Genomic DNA, 19,913 nt, shown 5'->3' with positions numbered 1-19,913 from the left:
GTGACTCGAGGGTAGCTCGCCCTCGGGTCGCCCTTCGCTTGCTGACTGATGTCGTTGTTGCCCCTGCCATTCTGCATGTGACGCCCTTATTCAAGCCTCAACATTTAGTGAGCTCTGCCGATGAGGTCTGAACGGAAGGAACTATCTTCCAGCCGCAGAACCCGCTGTGGCAGGTTGCCACTGGACATAGAGACAGTCTCATGCAACAGCTGTTATCCCGATCTATCACCATCTCTGTTTTGTTTGTGTCGCTGCTCGCTTGGGGCTTGAGCGGTGCAGCAATGGCCGACACCATACTCAATTTCGGCGTCTATACGGCGGACAAACCGACTTCGGTAGTGCGTCAATTTAGGCCCCTGCTGAGTGGGCTCGAACAGCGTCTGAGCCTGTTGCGCGGTGAGCCGGTAAAGATCCGCATCCAGGTGGCAAAAAACTATCAGACGGGCATAGATGACCTGGTCAAGGGACGGGTCGATTTCTCCCGTTTTGGGCCGGTTTCCTACATCTTGGCGAAGCGGCAGAATCCGAGCCTGAGCATCATCGTGGCGGAATCCAAGCAGGGGAAAAAGGAATACAACGGTGTTATCTGTGTTCACAAAGATAGCCCGATAAAACGGATCGAAGAGTTGGCCGGCAAGCGGTTTGCCTTTGGCAATCAACGTTCCACCGTTGGCCGCTATCTGTCGCAACTCTATCTGGTGGAGCATGGGGTGCGGGAGAGTGATCTGGCGTCGTATGACTACCTGGGGCGGCACGACAAGGTGGGAATGGCGGTGGCAGCGGGTACCCATGATGCGGGGGCGCTGAAAGAGAGCACCTTTTTCAAGTTGGCCAAGAAAGGCAAGCCTCTGCGGCAGCTTGTCACCTTTCCGCTGGTCACCAAACCCTGGATTGCCAGGGCAGGATTGGCCCCCGAACTGCGGGCCCAACTGCGTCAGGCACTGCTGGAATTTCGGGATGACAAGGCATTCAAGGCGCTGAAGAAGGATGGCTTCCTGCCGGCGGACGATACGGATTACGATCGAATCCGCCGTGCGATCGAGCAGAATGAGCAATTTTTTGCGGATTAGTCGGGCGGTTTGAGTGACAAAGCAGATAAAGATGTTGCGCAGACTGCAATGGATCCGTTGGCTGCAGGATTGGCCGCTGTGGCTGCAGTTAGGCCTGGGGCTGGCGATCATCATGTTGTTGGCGGCACTGGGTGGCGGAGAGGTGGTGCGCCAGTTTGAACAGCAGCGTCAGCTGCAGGCTGCCCGTCAAGATGCCTCCCATCTATTGTCGGTGTTGGCGGCCTCTGTGGTGGAGGCGGTAATTTCGGAGGATATCCCTCTGTTGGAGGCCCAAGTGCGGCAGCTGGTGTTAACCGATCTGGATGTCTACAGCCTACAAGTGGTGAATGAGGTGGGCGTGCAGCTGCTGAGCTGGCAAAGGGACAAGTCGGCTCCGGCAGCAAATGTGGTGCTGCAACGGCAAGGCATCGAGCTGGAGGGCGAGCGGTTTGGCGAGATCCAGATCGCTCTAGACATGACGTCCCGTTATGCTGAGGTCAGGTATAGCGTTGAGCTGGCGAGGCAGCTGTTGTTTCTGCTGCTGTTTCTGATCGCCGCAGCGCTGCTGCTCCTCTCCGAGTTGTTGGTGGTGCGGCCGCTGAGACAGATTGGCGAGCGCATCCATGCATTGGGTGACGGGCAGCTAGAGGGTGACCTCGAGCTGAGGAGCTCTCGCGACATGAATCTGCTGGCCGAGAGTGTGAATATGCTGGCGGATGCCCTGCGCAACGAGGATGTGCATAAGCAGGAGCTGAAGATGACCAAAGAGGCGGCAGTGGCGGCGAGTCGCTCCAAGTCCCGTTTTATGGACAACATGAGCCATGAGCTACGCACCCCGTTGAATGCGATCCTTGGTTTTTCCCAGCTGTTGAGCAGTGACGATGACGAGCTGCTGAGCTCCACGCAGGCGAGTTTTGTGGCGGGAATCAATGCTGCCGGCAGCAGCCTGTTGCAGCTGGTGGATGAGCTGTTGGTATTGTCCAGAAACGAGTCTGATGACCTGGAGATTAGTCTTGAGTGGGTTGAGCTCCAGCCACTGCTAAAGAGCTGCTTGGGGCTTGTGGAGTCTTTGGCAAAGCGCAGTGGGGTGCGGTTGGTGACGGTAGCTGCCGAGGGTGGGTTGGTCTCTGTGTATGCAGACCGGGAACGTCTAAAACAGGTGTTGTTGAGTCTGCTGTTCCGTGCGATCGAGTTCAGTGGCAAGGGCGGCGTGGTTGAGTTGCTCGGTCCCGAGCCGGGCGAGTTTGGGGTGCGCTTGCAGGTGACTGACAGTGGGCCGGGGATGGGCCTTGAACAACAGTTACGGGTGTTTGAGGGGTACTCATGTGGTGAGGACGGCAGTGGGTGTGGAGGTGCCGGTATCAGCCTTGAACTCTGTCATCGATTGATCCAGATGATGGGGGGCATTATGGGGATGACGAGCGAACCAGGTCAGGGCTGTAGCTTCTGGATTGAACTGCCTGATATAGAAAGCGCTGAGCCTCAGCTGCAGGCGTCGGTGTCCGATTGATGGATCTCATCGGTTTGTCGTTCCATCTGCCCCATGATCGATTGCCGAAAAGCGGCTTAATGGAGTGGGAGCAAAGTATGTGTTACGCCATCTATACGATTCTTATCGGACTTTTTCTCATCTACAGTGATGCCGTGCTGGAGCCACTCGCGCTCTCGGAGCTGGTGGGTGAGGGGGAGTGGATGGTGGTGGCCCTGGGGTGGGAGATGGTGTTTTCGATCTGGCCGCTACTGCTGATGGCGATGGTAGTAGCCAGCGCTCTGACATTTTTTGGTATGCGTTGGCTGAAGTGGAGTTAGGCGCCAGGCGTACCCGGGTGGCCTCTGATTTATTAACAGCCTGTGCTGAGTCCGACAGGTCGTCAATGCTCCTGATTCCGGTTGCGAGGTCGCCGAATCGATGGTTAAACGGTTAATTTAGGTCAGCCGATGCTCATCTATCTTCACGGCCTTAACAGTTCCGGTGGATCGGCCAAGGCCAGGGTGTTGCGCGATGCTCTGCCGCAAATCAGCCAGGATGCGCCGACTTATCCGGCGCATCGTCCGGTTCAGGCGGTTGCAGCACTACAGGGCTATTTTGAACAGCTGCTGGCATCGCTTTCCAGCGGCGAGCCGCTGCTGCTGATCGGTAGCTCGATGGGGGGATTCTACGGGCGCTATCTGGCGCAGCAATTGCCCTTTGACCATCTGCTGATGATCAATCCGGCGTTGCAGCCCTGGGACTTGTTGCCAGAGCATGAGGGTTGGCAGGAGACTGCGTTGGGAGAGCATTACTATCTGTCGGCGCAGACCTTCGCTGAGACTCGTGATTACGCCGTCGAGGCTGGCGACGGCCCAGTGCCAGTGACCCTGCTGCTGGATGAGGCGGATGAGGTGATCGACTACCGCATCGCCGCGCGGATCTTTCGTGGCAGTGCCGATCTGCATATCTACCCGGGCGGCGATCACGCCTTCCAACACATGGATGAGGCGGTGGCGATCATCGCCAGGCTGCACGCCGGGATTGCTGAGCGCAAGCGTGTTCCCGGATAGCAGCGTCGCGGCCTGGCGGCTGTTCAGTCGTCGCTCTTGTGCAGCACTTCGCCTGCCTGGTTGACTACCTCCACCCCCACCGGGATACCTTCGCGGATGCTGGCAGTAACCACGCAGAAGTCCTCGAACAGGTCCATGCAGCGCTCGAGCTTCTTTGTTTGCAGCAGTTCGTCGCCGGCGGTGATGCGCACATCCATGCGACCGACCCGCAGGCGTCGCTTCTCGTTGCGCACCATGGTGCAGGTGACCTCGGTCTGCACGTTGCGGTCGGGCACCTCCTCCTTCGCCAGGCAGAACATCAGGCTGGCGCTGAGGCAGTTGGCGGCGGCTGCCGCCAGCATGCGCGAGGCGTTGGGGCCGTTGCGTTCGCCGAGTGGCGGAGGCTCGTCCATCAGCACATCCTCGGCTTTTTTAATGTCGAACTTGACGCGGAAGGCGTAGTCTTCTTCTTGCTCCAGGTGGATGGTAAATTTGCCAACTTCCGACATGGTTCTATCCTCGTTTGGTTATTTGGCTGCCGAGTGGCCCTTCAGCGGGGGCGCGTCGGGATTGAGTGATTATCGATGAGCTGTTGCCAGGCTGAGTGGCGGTGGATCAGTTCCAGTGCATCGTTGAGTAGCTGTTTGCCAGGCTCGGTGCGGTGCCAGGTGGAGGCACCGGAGGGGTGCGGCAGGGGGATCAGATCGGCCGGGCTGTCATTGAGATCGATCGAGTGGCACTGGCCGATCACCTCGGTGAGTCTATTGAAGTGGCAAAATTGCTCGATCGCCAGCTTGCCGACCGGGATCAGCAGGCGTGGCTGCAGCAGTTCGAACTCGCTCCGCATCCAGTCGGCACAGTGGGTGATCTCCTGCTTGTTTGGCACTCGGTCGCCTCCCTTAGGCTTTTTGCCTGGAAAACAGCGGCAGACCGCCGCCATGTAGACCTGGCTGCGAAACTGTGCCTCATCCATGCCGATCTGCTGAAACCATTTGAACAGGGTCTTGCCGGCGGTCCAGGCGAAGGGGTGACCGGCTGGGCCCTCCCGGTCGCCGGGGGCCTGGCCGATCAGCATCACCGCTGAGAGTGCCGGCTGGCCTGTGACCACCGGGCCGATCATCTGCGGACAGCGCTGGCAGGCGCGAAGCTGCTGTTGATGGTGTTGCAGGGCTTGAAGCGTGCTCATACGGAGAGTAGTTTTCGCTTTTTGGTTCTGGTGAATCGAGAGTGATACAGACCTTGCTTGGTTTCGGGTTTGCGCGCTGTTCGGGGCGCTGTTTATCTGGCTATTGCCCATTGTACTGATCCTGCGCTCAGACAAAACGGCTGGTGTAGAGAAGCTGCTGTGGCTGCTGGTTGTGCTGTTTGTCTCTTGGTTTGCCTGGATTCTGTATGCGCTGTTTGCCCCGCTTGGGCCGATCGACAAAAGGAGAGTGTGAATGAAAGCGGTAGTGATGCCTGCACCTGGTGGTCCTGAGGTGCTGTTGTATGAGGATATCCAAGAGCCGGGGCTGGAGTCGCCGAGCCAGGTCAAGGTGCAGATCCGGGCGGCCGGGGTCAATCCGGTGGACACCAAGATACGCAGCCGCGGGGTATTTATGGCCGACGGCCTGCAGGCGGTGCTGGGCTGCGATGCGGCTGGGGTGGTGGTCGAGGCGGGCGAGGCTGTGCAGCACCTTGAGGTTGGCGATGAGGTCTGGTTCTGCAATGGTGGTCTGGGGGGGAGCCACGGCAACTACGCGGAGTTTGCGGTGCTCGATGCCTGTCTGGTGCGCAAGAAGCCAACTACCTTCAACTTCGAGCAAGCCGGTGCGGCGCCGCTGGTGTTGATCACCGCCTGGGAGGCCCTGTTCGGTCGGGGGCGTCTGGCTGAGGGGCAGACGGTGCTGATCCATGCCGGAGCTGGTGGGGTGGGCCATGTGGCGATCCAACTGGCCAAGTCGGTTGGGGCGCGTGTGCTGACCACGGTTAGTTCGGTGGAGAAGGCTGACTTTGTGAAGTCTCTGGGGGCGGATGAGGCAATCCTCTACACGCAAGAGGATTTTGTCGAGGTAGTGGACCGTCTCACCAAAGGGCGGGGCGTCGATCTGGTGCTCGATACGGTGGGGCCAGAGGTGTTCGCCAAGTCGATTCCAACGGTGGCCCACTACGGAGATCTGGTGACCCTGCTCGATCCGGGTGGTGAGCAGGTCTGGAAAGAGGCGCGCAACCGTAACATCCGCGTCGGATTTACCCTGATGCTGACGCCGATGCTGCGTGATCTGCCTGAGGCACGAGACCATCACGGCGAGATATTGGAGCAATGCGCCGAGCTTGCGGATAGCGGCAAGCTGGATCTGCGGGTTAGCCGGGTGATGCCGTTGGAGGAAGCGGCTGAAGCTCATCGCCTGGTCGAGGTGGGGCATACTCGGGGCAAAATTGTATTGATTCCTTGAGTGTTTCGACGCTAAAAAGTCGCTGTTTTTCTCTCTCCGCGTCTCCTATGTCGCGGAGAAAGCGAGTTGAGGAGGGGCGTTTTTTCACGATAATTGTCAGGCTTGATCGCACAGTTTGAGTGTCCGGAACGAAATTCTTATAGATTTCGCTGAGAATCCGGGTAGAATTGTATATAAATAAACGCTAATACTCTTACACTGGTTCTTGGTTTTGGTTTGGCTCCTGTGGGGCGGGAGGCAGGCCATCGGGTCGGGCCGCCGTGTGCGGCGCATCGCAGTTTGACGATACAGCAACAGGGAAGCATCAAAGTCGTAATTTAGTTGCCGAACAGTTAATTGTGACCGAACCCGAACTGGAACGGAGACGATGATCATGGCAGGCAATCTCGACTCGATAGATCGGGTACGCATAATTCGACAGGAGCTGACCAAGATGGCAGCTGGCGGGGCGATGGAGATGACGTCTGATTCATCCTGCGCGCTTCTGCGTAACTATTTCGACTTCCTCGAACAGCAGTTGTCAGATGCTGGGGCGATTCCTGATGTAAGCCAGATCCAGGAGATGCTGCTGGAGGTCTCGGAGTTTATTCGTTCCGGGAAGACGGGCTACTACTCTGACGAATACGGTCGGATTCTCAAGCGACTAGTCAGTATCTATGCCGGCGGCTTCAGCTCCAGTAGCAGCAGCGCCTTCACGCTGACCTCGGCAAACTATGCCGATGTGGTGGAGGCGATCAGTAACCGCTTTCCCGGTTACGACTACACCGAGGCGATGGGACAGTTGCTTGCCTATATGGAGCAGCTTTTCGCCAACCGCAAGTCAGACTGGAAGACCATCTACGAGCACATCATTTCCATGCCCGAATCGGTTGAAGCCAAGCGCCTGATTAAGGCTGCGCGTTTTGAGGAGGTCCGGCAGTGGGCGGAAGAGGGGGCGGGAAACCTGTTTGGTATCCGTGCGGATCTGCTGGAGGTGATCGGGCAGCTCAGCGCTGAGATTGATCAGTTGAATGCCGATATCGAGCACCTCGGGCGGGCTTGGCGAACCGGCCGGGTGGTAAGTTTGGCGGCCCGGCGCAAGGCGAATGAAGTGCCGGCCCTGATCGAGGCGAGGGAGCGTGTGATTCATCAGCGAATGGATAAACAGAACCTGGTTGAGTTAATCGAATCGAATATCGAGGAGTTCGAGATGCTGCTTCGGAGTGCCCGCCGGGCGTTCTTTTTTCACATCGTTTAGGGGCGTCTGGGCGGGGTGTTTGGAAACTGCCCCAGATAGTCGGCCCGCCACCAGTTGCCGCTCTCCCGCCGCTCCTGACTACTGGTGAAGCGGTACCGATAGACCAATACTCGCAAATAGCGCGGAGGCCTATCGGAAAAGGGATTATGCGCCAGCAACCCAGTCACTTCCGGTGTGTTCTTCCCCAGCCGCAACATCAGCCTGTCAAACCAATAGAGCATCTCCGGTGCCTGGGTCGGTACAAACCAGACCATCCAGTCGAGGCGTGGCTGATGTGGAATGATGAAGGCCGGCTGCCGATCGAGAGGCCCCGGCTTGTAGCGAAAGCGATAGGCGTGCCACTCGATTCCATCCTGACTCCCTTCGATCCGCAGTTCATGGCGTTCCCGCTGCATGGTTGGAAAGACGTGGTAGACGTTGCCCAGGCCAAATTGATGGCCGGTAAACGCGATGCTGGCGAGTGGTTCCGGCAGACTCCGGCCTGAGATCATCTGGTATCCGAGACTCAGGCTGACCAGTAGGATGAAGCCGGCGGCCAGACCGCTTATCACTGGCGCGAAGCGACTGTGACCTGAATGCTGAGGCAGAGGGGGTGAAGCCTTGTGCCACTTCGCCGGTAACAGGCGCCGGACAAAACGGTCGTCGAGCAGGAACAGGCAGAGCAGGATCGTCAGCAGGTTGATGAAATTATGGTTGCTGGTGGCGATGATGCCGATCTGCACCAGGGTGGTAGACAGCGCGGCAAAGATGCGAAAAGGTCGTGGCAGGAAGATGAACAACGGCAGCAACAGCTCCGAGAAGAGCACCAGCGCAGTGGCCGCCATCAGCAACCCCTCCGGCAGCTGGTGGGCGTACCAGGCACCGATATGGGGAAGCGGCTGGGTCTCGAAATAGTATTCCAGGGTGGTCAGGCTGCCCCAGCTGGGATCGCCGCTGAGGATTTTGGAGAGGCCGGATAGTAGGCGCAGGCGGAACAGCAGCCAGTGGAACAGAAAGATTATCAGCCGGGTTGGCCGATCGACCAGGAAGATCGACAGGAAGCCCGCCTCCAGCAGTAAATAGTCCCACTGGAAGTTGAGGAAAAACTGCCCTGCTTGGGTCAGGGAGAGATAGAGAACGAAGAGCAAAACCAGCATGGCGCGTGGCCGGATGCCGGCAAGCAGCAGCAGAGCACAGAGTGAACCAGCCCAGCTGGCAGCCTGCAGCGCCCAGTCGTGGCTGGAGAGCCAGAAAATATTGGGGATCTGCCACCAAGCGGCATAGCCTTGTGCGGCGAAGCTGTTCCGCAGCTGTTCCTGGAATGGCAGGATACCGTTGCTTCCCACCAGGCCGACGATCTGGCCCGACAATGAGTAGAAGGCAGCGAGATAGATCAGCGCCAGCAGCTTGATGAAGAGGCGCGAAATCAGCCGATAGTCATCGTCTACCTGAAAGATGCGTTGCATGGGCGCGTTCATTGCTGACTCGGCCTTGTCTTACTCTGAGTTTTGGTTGTCGTGGTCTAATCGTTACAATCGCCCCCCTCTCCAGTTTAGATCGCCGTGCAGGCGGCAAGGTGATAAAGAGTGTCTCAGCCCCTGCTCTACTCGATCATTGAATCTCCCACACACCCGGATTTCGCTCCCCTTTACCAGCGCTTGGGGCTGGAAGTGCTCAGCTTTAAATCCATGCGCAAGGCGATCAGCCAGTTGAAGGGGCGAGCGCCAGATATTGTCGTCTGTGAGTTCTTCTATGGTTATGGCAACAATTACGCCGGGGTGAATATCAGCAATCTCGATGTGTTTCTCTTCAGCCTGCAGAAGTATGCCCCGCAGGCTCAGGTGATCGTGATGGTTGAGCCGGCCGAGCGGCACTATGTGGATAAACTCAATGAGATATTACCGCTGCATGAGGTGCTGAAGCACCCGGTTGACAAGCCGCGGATGGAAGCGCTGTTGCGGTCGCTTATTTGACCGGCAGGGGAAGCAGAGTCACGACCTGTGGCAGATTACTCAACAATTCTGCTGGCTGCCGATAGTCTGATTGTCCCATCCATCGACAGAGGTGTAGGCATGATCGACTCCATTGGCGCCGCCCAGCAGGCGGCTCGGCCGCAGCAGGGCGACACAAACTCCCAGCTGGTGACGGCGATGCTGAAAAAGCAGAAACAGGTGACTGAGGAGCAGGGTCAGATGGCGATAGAACTGCTCAACTCGGTACCTAAACCGCACGGTGCCCTTGGGCAGAATGTGGACGTCAAGGTCTGAACCGCTGCCGATAAAATTCGGTTTCAGCCGGCCGCTTAGCGGCTCTGCTCCACCAACAGCACCACGCCATCCACGCCGATGACCTTGATCTGGCTGCCGCCCGGGCAGTCGTTGCCGCGGATCTTCCAGGTGGTGTCGTCGACGCGGATCTTGCCTTCACCGTTGATGATCGGATCTTCCAGGGTAAAACTCCTCCCCAGATATTGCTCGCCACGCCGGTTAAGGGTCGGCTGATCAGTCTGGATCGGATGGCGCAGCAGAAAGCTGCGGGCGGCGAGGATGCTGGCGACGCTGAACAGGGCGAACCCCAGCAGCTGGTAGTGCCAGCCGAGTTCGGGAAAGGCGAGCAGTAGCAGCCCGACCAGACCGGCGGCGAGCCCCATCCAGATCAGAAACACTCCAGGCGAGAAGATCTCCAGGATTACCAGCAGCACGCTGAGGATCAGCCAGTGCCAGTAGTCGAGTTGCTGCAGCAACGCCATCAGGCATCTCCCCGCTTGCCCAGCGCCTGCTTCACCAGTTCGCTGATGCCGCCGATTGAGCCGATCAGGCTGGAGGCCTCCAGTGGCATCATGATCACCTTCTGGTTCTCTGCCGAGGCGATACTCTGCAGTGCCTCGGTGTACTTCTGTGCGACAAAGTAGTTGATCGCGTTGATGTCACCCTTGGCGATCGCCTGGGAGACCATCGCGGTGGCGCGAGCCTCCGCCTCGGCGAGTCGCTCGCGGGCCTCCGCCTCGCGGAAGGCCGCCTCCTTTTCGCCTTCGGCCTTGAGGATCGCTGCCCGTTTTTCGCCCTCGGCACGCAGGATCTCCGCCTGGCGGGTGCCCTCCGCCTCGAGAATCTGGGCGCGCTTATCGCGTTCCGCCTTCATCTGTCGCCCCATCGACTCCACCAGATCCTGCGGCGGGGCGATGTCCTTGATCTCGATGCGCGTCACCTTGATGCCCCAGGGGGTGGTGGCATCGTCCACCACGGTGAGCAGCTGAGCGTTGATCGTGTCGCGTTGGGAGAGCAGTTCATCCAGATCCATCGAGCCCATCACGGTACGGATATTGGTCATGGTCAGGTTGAGGATCGCGCGTAAGAGGTCGTTCACCTCGTAGGAGGCCTTCGCGGCATCGAGCACCTGGAAGAAGACCACGCCGTCCACCCTGACCATCGCGTTGTCCTTGGTGATCACCTCTTGGGAGGCCACGTCGAGCACCTGCTCCATCATGTTCTGCTTGTTACCGACCTGGTCGATCACCGGCACGATCAGGTTGAGGCCTGGGCGCAGGGTCTTTGTATAGCGGCCAAACCGCTCCACCGTGTACTCCATCCCCTGGGGCACTCGTTTGGCGCCAAGCACCAGCAGAGCGATGGCCAATGCGAGTACTGCCAATACAAATACATCCATGCTGTTCTCTCCGTTGGTTGAAGCTGGATCATCAAGATGGGGGATTTTGCGGTGAAATACAATGGTCGAATTGGTTTCGGCGACGACCGTCCTGCGGGTGTAGAATTGCCAGCTATGAGTGACTATGCCAAACCACCCAAGTCCCTGCTGCGCAAGGTCGGCCGGGCGATTGCTGACTACGAGATGATCCGTGAGGGTGACCGCATTCTGCTCGGGGTTTCCGGCGGCAAAGACTCGCTGTCGCTGCTGCAGATCCTCAGTCATCTGCAAACCTACGCGCCGGTGAAGTTCGAGTTGGGGGTGATCACCGTCGACCCGGAGGTCGAGGGGTTCGATCCCGTGCCGCTCAAAGCCTACTACGACCGGCTGGGTGTGCCCTGGTTCTACCGTGAACAGCCGATCATGGAGGACGCCAAGAAGAGCATGGACGGCGACTCTTTCTGCTCCTACTGCGCGCGCATGAAGCGCGGCATCATGTACTCCACCTGCCGCCAGCAGGACTACAATGTGTTGGCACTGGCACAGCATCTCGACGACCTGGCGGAGAGCCTGCTGATGTCGATCTTCCACGGCGGCCAGCTGCGCACCATGAAGGCGCACTATCGGAATGACGCAGGCGATATCCGGATCATCCGTCCGCTGGTGTACTGTCGTGAGAGTATGACCGGCGCCTTCGCCCGGGATGCGGGGCTGCCGATCATCCCCGACAGCTGTCCCGCGTGTTTTACTGCCCCCTCCCAGCGTGCCCAGATGAAACAGCTGCTGGCGATGCAGGAGCGGCAGAACAAGCATCTCTTTCCCAACATTCTGCACGCGATGCGGCCACTGATGGATGAGACGCCATGAACCTTGCCAAGATCCTTATCAAGACCAGCGTGGTGCGTTCCGGCATGAGCTTTGGTGATGCGCTGCAGGAGTGTGTCGACAAGGATGTGCCGGGCATCCCCTATGTGGATGCGGAGGGCCGCATCGCCGGCCGTTTCTCGGTGCGCCACGCATTTCGAGAATGCTGCGTGCCGCGTGATCTGATCCTCGGTGGCCATCTGCTGGGGGATGACATCGACCACATGAATCTGCCCGAGGTGCACGCCGAGGAGGTACTCTCCGCGCCGGTTGAGAACTACCTGCTGGAGGATGCGATCCGCCTGCACTGCGACTCCCATGCGGTGCGGGCACTGGCGTTGATGGAGCAGTTCAACACCGGCTATCTATTTGTCACCGATGCGGATGACAACTACCGGGGCGTGATCACTCGCATGGGCATAGCCAAACTCCTCACTAGCCGCGAGTGCAGCGACATATGAGCGAGTCGGCGACACTGTTTACCGGAGAGATGCAGTTCTCCGCTGCGATCCTGCTGTTGGCCTATGTGCTGATCTTCTCCGAATGGATGCACCGCACCCACGCGGCGATCCTTGGCGCGGTAGTGATGATCGGTGTCGGCATGGGGTTCGGCTTCTACTCCCAGGAGGCAGCGCTACAGGCAATCGATGCCAACACCATCTTCCTGCTGGCGGGGATGATGATGCTGGTTTCGATGCTGCGCCCCACCGGCGCCTTCGACTATGCTGCGGTGCGCATCACCCGTCTCGCCCAAGGTGATCCCCGGCTGTTACTGATCTACCTCTCGCTGTCGGTGAGCCTGATCAGCATGATCCTCGACAACGTTACCACGGTGATTGTGTTCGCCCCGTTGACGGTGCTGATCTGCCGCCTGCTCAAGCTCAACCCGATGCCCTACCTGATGGCCGAGGCGATGCTCTCCAATATTGGTGGCGCCTCGACCCTGGTGGGTGATCCGCCCAACATCATGATCGGCAGTGCCGGTGGGCTCAACTTCAGCCAGTTTCTGCTGCACATGGGGCCGCCGATTCTGTTTGTCTGGCTCGGTACGGTGGGACTGCTGCTATTTCTGTTCCGCGAACAGCTGCGTCCCGGCGGCATCCAGGCGCGTGAGCTGGTAGAGACCCACGCGATCAAAGACCCACTGGCGCTGAAGAAGATCCTCTCGGTGCTGGCGCTGGTGATCCTGCTCTTTTTCGTCCACCATCACTTCCACTTCTACCCCGCCTATGTTGCCTTCATCGGCCTGGCGCTGGCGCTGCTGCTGTTGGCCCCGGAGCCAGAGGCGCTGTTCGGCGAGGTCAACTGGTCGGTACTGATTTTCTTCTGCGGGCTCTTCATCATCGTTGGCGGGGTCGAGGCCTCCGGCCTGCTCGACCTGCTGGGTACCTGGCTGGCCGGGCTCGCCAGCCAGCCGGGTAGACTGCTGCTGGCCGGGTTGCTACTGATGTGGGCAGCGGCAGCGCTGAGTGCGGTGGTGGACAACATCCCCTTCACCGTCACCATGATCCCGATCATCCTTGGTTTGGAGAGCCACGGTGTCAACATCACCCCGCTTTGGTGGGCGTTGGCGATCGGCGTCGGTCTGGGCGGCAACGGCACCCACATCGGCGCCACTGCCAACCTGATTGCGGTCAGCGAATCGGAGAAGTGCGGTATCGACAGCGCCCGTATCTCCCCCGCCCAGTGGATGCGCATCGGCATCCCTATTACCCTCTTTAGCCTGCTGCTGGCAAGCGTCTTCTACACGCTCTTTTTCGAGCTTTTTGAGGGTTAATCGCGCGTTTCTCCAGCTGGGTAGACCCAACCCACACTTTCTTCGGAACAATTATGCCGCCATTATTCTTGATTAAATTACTTGGTTATCTATACCTAAGTAGTAACGATACGAGGATGATAATTATGCATATTCGAACCACCACAGATCCAATCACCCTGCATGAGGTGCGCAACCCTGAGATGCACCCCTGTGTCTATGAGGGGGATGGCGACAATGGTCTAGAGATCTATTTCGAGACAGAGGCCAATAAGCGCACCTATCTGGCAATGGAGCTGGAGGATCGCAAGGTAGTGCAGGGCAATGATAGCGATGACTATGTAGCTGAAGGTTAGGCCTGGGGAGGCAGTGATGTTAAGACGAGTCTATCTGTTGTTTCCGGGGCGTAAGTTTGCTGAACGGGCGGTGGTCGATCTGACCGGGATGGGAGTGGCGAGGCGTCATATCCACACCATCGCCCGTCAGGATGTGGATATCGAGGGGCTGCCCGAGGCGAGCGTGCGCCAGCGCAGTGACTTTGCGGCCAGGCTGGAGCAGTGGTTTTGGGATCTTAATCTGCTGCTCTTCTTTGCCGCGTTGCTGGTGCTTGTTGCCGCGGCCTTTAGCGGCAGTGTCGGCGTGACCCTGGCGGCACTGCTGGTGATGGGGTTGACCTATCTGGCGGGCCGCCACTTTGTGCGCCATCTGCCTCACGCCCATCTCGATGAGTGCCGTACGGCAATCCGCCATGGCGAGATCCTGCTGCTGGTGGATCTGCCCCGCGAACGGGTTGCTGCGGTTGAACGCAGCATGCGCAAGCGCCATCCTGAGGTGGAGGTCGGCGGCGTCGGCTGGACCCTGGATGCGCTGCAGATCTGAGCAAGCAGGAGATGGTTGGCGGATATTTGGTTGGTGATGACGTCGCTCTCCTCCAGGAGGTAAGTAGTAGGAATCACACATGGGGACGGTTTTACTACGGAACCTTCCTGGGGAGAGAGTTATGGCAATCCAAAAGCTGCTGCTGTGTTGTGGGGTTCTGGCGATAAGCCTGACGGCTGAGGCGGGGCAAGAGGTAGAGCCAGCCTACGAACCGCCCAAGGCGGTCTACGACTTCTATCTGGACGATCCGGCAAAGATGGGCAGTGCGCTCTACTGGATCCGCTCACTGATCAATCCGCTGATGGACTCCCCCTACGACATGGCACCGGAATTCATGGAGATCAAGGTGGTGGTGCATGGCACCGAGATCGTTACCCTGGCGAAAAAGAACTACGAGCGTTACCGGACAGAGGTGGAACGGATGCGCTACTACGCCTTGCTGGGTGTTGAGTTCAAGGTCTGTGGTCTGGCTGCCAGCGACTATGGCTATAGCGTCGAGGAGTTCCACGATTTTGTCGAGGTGGTCCCCTCCGCCTTCGCCGAACTGCTGCACTGGCAGCGACAGGGGTATGGGCTGATTACGCCGCGGGTCTATATCCGCCAGCAGAGCCTGGAAGAGATTCGTTGATCGTCAGCGCCCCGCCTGCCATCGGTGCTCGGCCAGTGTGACACAGCACGCTGGCTGCGTCGGTAGGCAGGGTGTTACCTTATGCTGCACTTGTTCCAGTCGACAGGGAAAAAGGATGCAGAGAGTAAAGCTTGTCTCGTTGCTGCTGCTATTGCTGAGCGTGCAGGGATGTGCCGCAGTGGTGGTCACCGGCGTCGTGGTCGGCGCTGCCGTTGAGGTGGTCGAGATTCCGTTCGAGGTAGGCGGTGCGGTGATCGACATGGCGACCGACGATGACGATGATGACTAAGGAGCCTCTGAACAAGTCATGAACTCGTATCTTGCGTCCAGAAGATTCAGCTTTTTCGTTGCAAATCTCGGCAACTGCGCCTTGCGTTGCTCTACCTCCTGCATCCATGCAGTCATTCGCAATAGCCAGTTATCCCCTACATCCCTGTAGGGGAAGCGCGTAAGCAGGGAGCGGTAGCTTTAGGTGCGATTTGCGCCTCAAATCTGAACATTCTGAATTGCGATCTACTTCGTCCAGACTTATTCAGAGGCTCCTAAGGCTGTGCTATCTACACCCCGCTGCTCTGATTCTCCGGCTTTATTCCGCTGTTATGCCGCTATGTCGCAATAGTGCATCGATCTGTGGCTCCCGCCCGCGGAAGGTGGTGAACAGCTCCATCGCCTGCTTCGAGCCGCCCTGCTCCAGAATCTCCTGCAGGAAGGCCCGCCCTGTCTCGGCGTCGAAGATGCCCCGCTCTTCGAATAGGGAGAAGGCGTCGGCGGAGAGCACCTCTGCCCACTTGTAGCTGTAGTAGCCTGCCGCGTAGCCGCCGGCGAAGATGTGGGAGAAGCCGTGGGCGAAGCGGTTCCAGGCCGGCGGGATCAGCACCGAGACCTGCTGCCTCACCTCATCGAGGATCTCATAGATGCGTCCGCCGTGGGCCGGCTCGTACTCCCGGTGGATGCGGAAGTCGAAGATCGAGAATTCCAGCTGGCGCACCATCTGCATCGCCGACTGGAAGTTCTTGGCCGCCTTCATGCGTTGGTAGAGGTCGTCCGGGATCGGCTCGCCCGTCTCCCAGTGGCCGGAGATCAAGTCGAGTGCCTCACGTTCCCAGCAGAAGTTCTCCATGAACTGGCTCGGAAGTTCCACCGCATCCCAGGCGACGCCGTTGATGCCGGCCACTGCTGGGTAGTCGATGCGGGTCAGCAGATGGTGCAGGCCGTGGCCGAACTCGTGGAACAGAGTCTCCACCTCGTCGTGGGTGAACAGCGCCGGCTGCTCGCCCACTGGCGGTGAGAAGTTGCAAGTGAGGTAGGCCACCGGGGTCTGATCGAGCTGATCGGTGAAGAAGCGGCTGGCGCAATCGTCCATCCAGGCGCCGCCGCGCTTTTTCGGTCGCGCGTAGAGGTCGAGATAGAACTGGCCGCGTAGCTGGCCGTCGGCGTCGCGAATCTCGAAGAAGCGCACATCCGGGTGCCAACTATCGACCCCCTCGATCGCCTTGATCTGGATGCCGTAGAGCCGCTCCACCACTGCGAACATACCGGGCACTACCTTGGTCTCGGGGAAGTAGGGCTTGAGCTCCTCCTGGCTGATATTGTGGCGGTGTTGGCGCAGCTTCTCGCTGTAGTAGCCAATGTCCCAGGCCTGCAGCTCCAGCATGCCATGTTCCTCACGGGCGAACTGGCGCAGCTCTTCGAGCTCGCGCTGGGCCTGGGGACGGGAGCGCTCGGCCAGATCGTGCAGAAACGCCATCACCGCATCGGTTGAGCGGGCCATCTTGCGCGCCAGGGAGCGCTCGGCATAGTTGGCGAAGCCGAGCAGCTGCGCCTGCTCATGGCGCAGCGCCAGGATCTGCTCCATCAGCTCGCTGTTGTCGAACGCTTTGTCGTGGGGGCCCTGATCGGAGGCGCGGGTGGCGAAGGCCTCATAGACCTCGCGGCGCAGCTCGCGGTCATCAGCATAGTTCATCACCGGCAGATAGGAGGGAAACTCCAGGGTCAGCAGCCAGCCGCTCTCGCCACGCTGTTCGGCGGTCTGCTTGGCCAGCGCCAGGGCCGACTCGGGCAGGCCGGCCAGGGCCTCGGGGTCGTCGATCCGTTTGCTCCAGGCGTTGGTGGCATCGAGCAGGTTCTCCTCATATTTGCTGGTGAGCTGGGAGAGCTGCTGGCTGATCTGCTTGAAACGCGCCTTTTTCTGCTCGGGCAGATCGACGCCGGAGAGATGAAAATCCTGCAGGGCGTTATCGAGCAGTTTACGTTGCACCGGATCGAGGCTCTCATCCCCCTCCGCGACGGCCTTGTAGGCGGCGCAGAGTTCGGCGTTCTGCCCCATCTCGGTGCCATATTCGCTCAGTTTTGGCAGGCAGGCATTGTAGGCGGCGCGCAGCGCATCGTTGTTGACCACTGAGTTCATGTGGCTGACCGGCGACCAGGCGCGGCTGAGTTGGTCATCGAGGATCTCCAGCGGCTCGATCAGGTTGTGCCAGCTGAAGGGGCTTGGCTGTTGCAGCAGCCGTTCGGTCTCGGCCCGGTTGTGGGCCAGTAGCTGGTCGATGGCGGGCTCGACCAGATCAGGGGTGATGCGGGAGAAGGCGGGCAGGCCTTCCATCTCGAGCAGGGCGTTGGACATTCGGTAGGCTCCGTAAGGAATCTGTCAGCGGGGCACAGGCCCCGTGGGAAATCTGCGGCGATTCTATAGCTTTTTGGCTGCCTGGTCCCCGTGGGGATTCGCGGGTTTAGCCGACCGTTAGTCGTCGATGAAGCTGGGGCGTTCCTGCAGCGACTGGTTGCTCTGCATGGCGCGGATAGTCTGTTCGGGGGTGTAGGGGAGGCCGGTGAGGATGTCGCACAGGTAGTGGCTGTAGAGCGGGTCGCGGAAGTTGCCGTAGCCGCTTTTCATCACCCGCTTCCACTTTGCTCGCTTGACCGCCTTGAGGCCTTTTTTACCGCTATAGGCGTAGACCTTGTAGCGGCGTTCGCCGCAATGGAAGCCTTCGAAGGAGGTGTTGATGGCGCCGCTGGCGGAGCGGATCACAATCAGGGTGCGAGTCACGCCATCCTTGCCCAGTTGCAGGGCGCTGCGGTCGATGAAGTAGCGAAAGCGGCTGTTGGGGTCGTCGACCTGGAACTCCACCAGGTTCTCTGCCTTGGGCAGTTCGGGCAGCTTGGTCGCCTGCTCCTTCCAGACTGTCTCCTCCAGGTCATCGCGGGCCTGGGGATCGGCCTCATCGATGAAGGGGCGATCCTTGGCCTGCAGGGGCAGCGCCAGGCTGGCGAGGATGAGGGTCTGGATCAGGATCGGGTGGCGCATGGTTCGATCAGCTCTGGAGATTGTTTGAGTGTGACAGTGGTGGGACGCTGGAGTTCGGCCGATTCTAGCAAAGTTCAGCTGAGCAGTCGGACGCCGAGCATCCAGCTGGCGATGCCGCCGGCGAGAAAAAAACTGCTGATGGCGGCGAAGGCGATGCGCTTGTAACGGGTGACGAGCTTGAATTCGGCATGGCTGGAGATGATGAAGGGGCGGCGGCTGGTACCGGTGTTGCTCAGAGTGTGTAGGTTCTGGCGGTCGGCGGCGGCCTCCTCCCGGGTCGCCTGGCGATGGGCCTGGCGGCGTGCCTGATCCCACTCGTCCAGGTCGATGCGACTGTCACCGTTGCGGTCGAAACGCGCTAGCAGTTCGGGATGATCCTGCTTCCACTGGCGCAGCAGGTCGCTGGCGTGCGCCTTGATCAGCGCCTGGCGGTCGGTCTCGTCAAAGGATTTAAACAGGCCGATGGCATAGAGCGGATCGCCGGGGTAGATGGTCTCTTCGGTGTAGCGGTAGTGCTCACCCAGATGGCCTTGTCCACCCAGCGAGAGGGCGGCGCTGAACAGGCCGGCGAGGCTGGAGCCGCCGCTACGGGCTGGCATGGCGGTGGCGAAGCTGGAGCCACCGTACCAGACCTGCCGCTCGCTGGGGGTGATTTGCGCCCCGTCGGGGTCGATGATGCACTGGCCGGTGGGATCTTTGATCAGGAACAGACCATCGCTGCTGCCCTGCTGGGAGGTGCGCCAGCCTTTTTCGTGGCGGCGTTCGATGCGGTAGCGATACCAGCAGCAGGGGACGTGGGTCAGTGGGGTGAGGATCGGCTCCCCCTGCATCGTTGCGGCAGTGCCGTTCAGCTCGACATAGCCCTGATGGGCGGAGCGGATCAACGAGGTGGGGGTGTCTTCGATGATGCGTGCGCGGGAGAGGTTGCGGAAGGCGAACCAGAGAGCGGCGAGACAGAGCAGCGCTAAGCTGTTCACCCAGATCCAGAACGTCAGTTCCGGCATGGTGAGGATGTCGTGGTGCATGGTGCTAGCTAAACAGTGCGCCCATATTCACGTCCTGCTTCTCTGCCCCGCTGAACTCTAGTAGTTCGGCCGATTTGAAATGGAACATGCCGGCGATGATTACATCGGGGAACTGTTCGATGCGAACGTTGCTGTTATTTACGCTCTCGTTGTAGAACTCACGCCGATCGGCGATGGTGTTCTCCAGTCCGGTGATGCGTGACTGCAGGTGCAGGAAGGAATCGTTAGCCTTCAGATCTGGGTAGTTCTCCGCTACTGCGAAGAGATTGCCAAGGCCGATGCGCAGTTCGCTCTCAGCAGCGCCAACTGCCCCCACGTCGCCCTTTTCCCGGGCCTTGAACACCGCAGCGCGCGCCAGCATCACTTTTTCCAGGGTTTCCTGCTCAAATTTCATGTACTGTTTGCAGGTCTCGACCAGCTTTGGTAGCTCGTCGTGGCGCTGTTTCAAGAGGATGTCGATGTTTGACCAGGCCTTGCTGACGCCGTGTTTGAGCCGAACCAGGTTGTTGTAGATCATGATCCCGTAGAGTACGACAGCGATGATCATGCCGATCAAGACGAACAGTACAATCTCCATTGTGTTCCCCCAGCT

Annotated in this window: 25 protein-coding genes; 16 read left to right on the top strand and 9 right to left on the bottom strand. The window is 59.3% G+C overall.

Features of this window, described 5'->3' with window-relative positions:
- The first annotated feature begins 200 nt into the window (after positions 1-200).
- The 4 genes from phnD to L0Y14_RS15815 all read left to right on the top strand — a co-directional run bounded on the left by phnD (position 201) and on the right by L0Y14_RS15815 (position 3,590).
- On the top strand, positions 201-1,070 hold the full coding sequence (phnD, locus tag L0Y14_RS15830) for a phosphate/phosphite/phosphonate ABC transporter substrate-binding protein (protein ID WP_050799370.1): 870 nt from the start codon (positions 201-203) through the stop codon (positions 1,068-1,070).
- 31 nt (positions 1,071-1,101) lie between these two features.
- Positions 1,102-2,559 (top strand): HAMP domain-containing sensor histidine kinase, encoded by a 1,458-nt coding sequence (locus tag L0Y14_RS15825; RefSeq protein ID WP_006474612.1) that lies wholly within the window; start codon positions 1,102-1,104, stop codon positions 2,557-2,559.
- Positions 2,560-2,636: 77 nt separating this feature from the next.
- Positions 2,637-2,858: a hypothetical protein gene (locus L0Y14_RS15820; protein WP_006474614.1), complete on the top strand. Its 222-nt coding sequence runs from the start codon at positions 2,637-2,639 to the stop codon at positions 2,856-2,858.
- 129 nt (positions 2,859-2,987) lie between these two features.
- Entirely contained in the window at positions 2,988-3,590 is a 603-nt protein-coding gene (locus L0Y14_RS15815) for a YqiA/YcfP family alpha/beta fold hydrolase (protein WP_005958452.1), read from the top strand.
- 23 nt (positions 3,591-3,613) lie between these two features.
- Here L0Y14_RS15815 and L0Y14_RS15810 read toward each other — a convergent pair whose 3' ends face one another.
- Positions 3,614-4,078 (bottom strand): OsmC family protein, encoded by a 465-nt coding sequence (locus tag L0Y14_RS15810; RefSeq protein WP_005958451.1) that lies wholly within the window; start codon positions 4,076-4,078, stop codon positions 3,614-3,616.
- 41 nt (positions 4,079-4,119) lie between these two features.
- Entirely contained in the window at positions 4,120-4,755 is a 636-nt protein-coding gene (locus L0Y14_RS15805) for a uracil-DNA glycosylase family protein (RefSeq protein ID WP_006474616.1), read from the bottom strand.
- 103 nt (positions 4,756-4,858) lie between these two features.
- Between L0Y14_RS15805 and L0Y14_RS16760 the strand changes: the two genes are divergently transcribed.
- The 3 genes from L0Y14_RS16760 (at position 4,859) to L0Y14_RS15795 (ending at position 7,241) form a co-directional block, all read left to right on the top strand.
- Complete coding sequence (locus L0Y14_RS16760; protein ID WP_005958449.1) at positions 4,859-5,008, top strand: PLDc N-terminal domain-containing protein; 150 nt, start codon at positions 4,859-4,861, stop codon at positions 5,006-5,008.
- Positions 5,009-6,004, top strand: a complete 996-nt coding sequence (locus L0Y14_RS15800; RefSeq protein ID WP_005958448.1) for a zinc-dependent alcohol dehydrogenase family protein — start codon at positions 5,009-5,011, stop codon at positions 6,002-6,004. It begins immediately after the preceding gene.
- A 373-nt stretch (positions 6,005-6,377) separates the two neighbouring features.
- Positions 6,378-7,241 carry a hypothetical protein gene (locus L0Y14_RS15795; RefSeq protein ID WP_006474617.1) on the top strand — a complete coding sequence of 288 codons (864 nt, stop codon included), beginning with the start codon at positions 6,378-6,380 and terminating at the stop codon, positions 7,239-7,241.
- Here the strand turns inward: L0Y14_RS15795 and L0Y14_RS15790 are convergent.
- Positions 7,238-8,686, bottom strand: a complete 1,449-nt coding sequence (locus L0Y14_RS15790; RefSeq protein ID WP_006474618.1) for a lipase maturation factor family protein — start codon at positions 8,684-8,686, stop codon at positions 7,238-7,240. The two genes, L0Y14_RS15795 and L0Y14_RS15790, sit on opposite strands and share 4 nt — an antisense overlap.
- A gap of 120 nt (positions 8,687-8,806) precedes the next feature.
- Here L0Y14_RS15790 and L0Y14_RS15785 point away from each other — a divergent pair, with 120 nt between their 5' ends.
- Together L0Y14_RS15785 and L0Y14_RS15780 are read left to right on the top strand one after the other, a co-directional pair.
- A complete protein-coding gene (locus L0Y14_RS15785; RefSeq protein WP_005965758.1) occupies positions 8,807-9,193 on the top strand; it encodes a hypothetical protein in 387 nt (128 codons plus the stop codon).
- A gap of 99 nt (positions 9,194-9,292) precedes the next feature.
- Positions 9,293-9,487 carry a putative motility protein gene (locus L0Y14_RS15780; protein ID WP_006474620.1) on the top strand — a complete coding sequence of 65 codons (195 nt, stop codon included), beginning with the start codon at positions 9,293-9,295 and terminating at the stop codon, positions 9,485-9,487.
- Positions 9,488-9,522: 35 nt separating this feature from the next.
- Here L0Y14_RS15780 and L0Y14_RS15775 read toward each other — a convergent pair whose 3' ends face one another.
- On the bottom strand, positions 9,523-9,969 hold the full coding sequence (locus tag L0Y14_RS15775; RefSeq protein WP_006474621.1) for an NfeD family protein: 447 nt from the start codon (positions 9,967-9,969) through the stop codon (positions 9,523-9,525).
- Entirely contained in the window at positions 9,969-10,886 is a 918-nt protein-coding gene (locus L0Y14_RS15770; protein ID WP_006474622.1) for an SPFH domain-containing protein, read from the bottom strand. The genes L0Y14_RS15775 and L0Y14_RS15770 overlap by 1 nt, the downstream gene beginning before the upstream one ends.
- Positions 10,887-11,000: 114 nt before the next feature.
- Between L0Y14_RS15770 and L0Y14_RS15765 the strand changes: the two genes are divergently transcribed.
- The 7 genes from L0Y14_RS15765 to L0Y14_RS15735 all read left to right on the top strand — a co-directional run bounded on the left by L0Y14_RS15765 (position 11,001) and on the right by L0Y14_RS15735 (position 15,281).
- The gene (locus L0Y14_RS15765; RefSeq protein WP_006474623.1) at positions 11,001-11,732 is read left to right on the top strand and encodes a tRNA 2-thiocytidine(32) synthetase TtcA; all 732 of its coding nucleotides are present in this window, start codon (positions 11,001-11,003) and stop codon (positions 11,730-11,732) included.
- Positions 11,729-12,190 carry a CBS domain-containing protein gene (locus tag L0Y14_RS15760; protein WP_005965771.1) on the top strand — a complete coding sequence of 154 codons (462 nt, stop codon included), beginning with the start codon at positions 11,729-11,731 and terminating at the stop codon, positions 12,188-12,190. The genes L0Y14_RS15765 and L0Y14_RS15760 overlap by 4 nt, the downstream gene beginning before the upstream one ends.
- Positions 12,187-13,506 carry an ArsB/NhaD family transporter gene (locus L0Y14_RS15755; RefSeq protein WP_006474624.1) on the top strand — a complete coding sequence of 440 codons (1,320 nt, stop codon included), beginning with the start codon at positions 12,187-12,189 and terminating at the stop codon, positions 13,504-13,506. The genes L0Y14_RS15760 and L0Y14_RS15755 overlap by 4 nt, the downstream gene beginning before the upstream one ends.
- Positions 13,507-13,631: 125 nt before the next feature.
- On the top strand, positions 13,632-13,841 hold the full coding sequence (locus L0Y14_RS15750; protein WP_006474625.1) for a hypothetical protein: 210 nt from the start codon (positions 13,632-13,634) through the stop codon (positions 13,839-13,841).
- Between the two features lie 16 nt (positions 13,842-13,857).
- Positions 13,858-14,364, top strand: coding sequence for a hypothetical protein (locus L0Y14_RS15745; RefSeq protein ID WP_006474626.1), 507 nt, complete (start codon positions 13,858-13,860; stop codon positions 14,362-14,364).
- 121 nt (positions 14,365-14,485) lie between these two features.
- Positions 14,486-14,992 (top strand): DsrE family protein, encoded by a 507-nt coding sequence (locus tag L0Y14_RS15740; protein WP_006474627.1) that lies wholly within the window; start codon positions 14,486-14,488, stop codon positions 14,990-14,992.
- A 115-nt stretch (positions 14,993-15,107) separates the two neighbouring features.
- Positions 15,108-15,281, top strand: coding sequence for a hypothetical protein (locus tag L0Y14_RS15735; RefSeq protein WP_006474628.1), 174 nt, complete (start codon positions 15,108-15,110; stop codon positions 15,279-15,281).
- A gap of 297 nt (positions 15,282-15,578) precedes the next feature.
- Here the strand turns inward: L0Y14_RS15735 and prlC are convergent, their stop codons facing one another.
- From prlC to L0Y14_RS15715, 4 genes are all read right to left on the bottom strand, one after another.
- Complete coding sequence (prlC, locus tag L0Y14_RS15730; RefSeq protein WP_005965780.1) at positions 15,579-17,615, bottom strand: oligopeptidase A; 2,037 nt, start codon at positions 17,613-17,615, stop codon at positions 15,579-15,581.
- A 117-nt stretch (positions 17,616-17,732) separates the two neighbouring features.
- Positions 17,733-18,296 carry a CNP1-like family protein gene (locus tag L0Y14_RS15725; protein WP_006474629.1) on the bottom strand — a complete coding sequence of 188 codons (564 nt, stop codon included), beginning with the start codon at positions 18,294-18,296 and terminating at the stop codon, positions 17,733-17,735.
- A 74-nt stretch (positions 18,297-18,370) separates the two neighbouring features.
- On the bottom strand, positions 18,371-19,321 hold the full coding sequence (locus L0Y14_RS15720) for an E3 ubiquitin ligase family protein (RefSeq protein ID WP_251859229.1): 951 nt from the start codon (positions 19,319-19,321) through the stop codon (positions 18,371-18,373).
- 4 nt (positions 19,322-19,325) lie between these two features.
- Complete coding sequence (locus tag L0Y14_RS15715) at positions 19,326-19,898, bottom strand: LemA family protein (protein ID WP_005966223.1); 573 nt, start codon at positions 19,896-19,898, stop codon at positions 19,326-19,328.
- Between the last annotated feature and the right edge of the window lie 15 nt (positions 19,899-19,913).

This window comes from Candidatus Endoriftia persephonae, from assembly GCF_023733635.1.
Classification (GTDB): domain Bacteria; phylum Pseudomonadota; class Gammaproteobacteria; order Chromatiales; family Chromatiaceae; genus Endoriftia; species Endoriftia persephonae.
This window is presented reverse-complemented; position numbering and strand designations above follow the sequence as displayed.

Excerpts from the sequence above, each read along its gene's own strand:
- phnD (WP_050799370.1), top strand. The coding sequence starts at position 201 with ATGCAACAGCTGTTATCCCGATCTATCACCATCTCTGTTTTGTTTGTG.
- L0Y14_RS15825 (WP_006474612.1), top strand. The coding sequence starts at position 1,102 with ATGTTGCGCAGACTGCAATGGATCCGTTGGCTGCAGGATTGGCCGCTG.
- L0Y14_RS15820 (WP_006474614.1), top strand. The coding sequence starts at position 2,637 with ATGTGTTACGCCATCTATACGATTCTTATCGGACTTTTTCTCATCTAC.
- L0Y14_RS15815 (WP_005958452.1), top strand. The coding sequence starts at position 2,988 with ATGCTCATCTATCTTCACGGCCTTAACAGTTCCGGTGGATCGGCCAAG.
- L0Y14_RS15810 (WP_005958451.1), bottom strand. The coding sequence starts at position 4,078 with ATGTCGGAAGTTGGCAAATTTACCATCCACCTGGAGCAAGAAGAAGAC.
- L0Y14_RS15805 (WP_006474616.1), bottom strand. The coding sequence starts at position 4,755 with ATGAGCACGCTTCAAGCCCTGCAACACCATCAACAGCAGCTTCGCGCC.
- L0Y14_RS15800 (WP_005958448.1), top strand. The coding sequence starts at position 5,009 with ATGAAAGCGGTAGTGATGCCTGCACCTGGTGGTCCTGAGGTGCTGTTG.
- L0Y14_RS15795 (WP_006474617.1), top strand. The coding sequence starts at position 6,378 with ATGGCAGGCAATCTCGACTCGATAGATCGGGTACGCATAATTCGACAG.
- L0Y14_RS15790 (WP_006474618.1), bottom strand. The coding sequence starts at position 8,686 with ATGCAACGCATCTTTCAGGTAGACGATGACTATCGGCTGATTTCGCGC.
- L0Y14_RS15780 (WP_006474620.1), top strand. The coding sequence starts at position 9,293 with ATGATCGACTCCATTGGCGCCGCCCAGCAGGCGGCTCGGCCGCAGCAG.
- L0Y14_RS15775 (WP_006474621.1), bottom strand. The coding sequence starts at position 9,969 with ATGGCGTTGCTGCAGCAACTCGACTACTGGCACTGGCTGATCCTCAGC.
- L0Y14_RS15770 (WP_006474622.1), bottom strand. The coding sequence starts at position 10,886 with ATGGATGTATTTGTATTGGCAGTACTCGCATTGGCCATCGCTCTGCTG.
- L0Y14_RS15765 (WP_006474623.1), top strand. The coding sequence starts at position 11,001 with ATGAGTGACTATGCCAAACCACCCAAGTCCCTGCTGCGCAAGGTCGGC.
- L0Y14_RS15760 (WP_005965771.1), top strand. The coding sequence starts at position 11,729 with ATGAACCTTGCCAAGATCCTTATCAAGACCAGCGTGGTGCGTTCCGGC.
- L0Y14_RS15755 (WP_006474624.1), top strand. The coding sequence starts at position 12,187 with ATGAGCGAGTCGGCGACACTGTTTACCGGAGAGATGCAGTTCTCCGCT.
- L0Y14_RS15750 (WP_006474625.1), top strand. The coding sequence starts at position 13,632 with ATGCATATTCGAACCACCACAGATCCAATCACCCTGCATGAGGTGCGC.
- L0Y14_RS15745 (WP_006474626.1), top strand. The coding sequence starts at position 13,858 with ATGTTAAGACGAGTCTATCTGTTGTTTCCGGGGCGTAAGTTTGCTGAA.
- L0Y14_RS15740 (WP_006474627.1), top strand. The coding sequence starts at position 14,486 with ATGGCAATCCAAAAGCTGCTGCTGTGTTGTGGGGTTCTGGCGATAAGC.
- L0Y14_RS15735 (WP_006474628.1), top strand. The coding sequence starts at position 15,108 with ATGCAGAGAGTAAAGCTTGTCTCGTTGCTGCTGCTATTGCTGAGCGTG.
- prlC (WP_005965780.1), bottom strand. The coding sequence starts at position 17,615 with ATGTCCAACGCCCTGCTCGAGATGGAAGGCCTGCCCGCCTTCTCCCGC.
- L0Y14_RS15725 (WP_006474629.1), bottom strand. The coding sequence starts at position 18,296 with ATGCGCCACCCGATCCTGATCCAGACCCTCATCCTCGCCAGCCTGGCG.
- L0Y14_RS15720 (WP_251859229.1), bottom strand. The coding sequence starts at position 19,321 with ATGCACCACGACATCCTCACCATGCCGGAACTGACGTTCTGGATCTGG.
- L0Y14_RS15715 (WP_005966223.1), bottom strand. The coding sequence starts at position 19,898 with ATGGAGATTGTACTGTTCGTCTTGATCGGCATGATCATCGCTGTCGTA.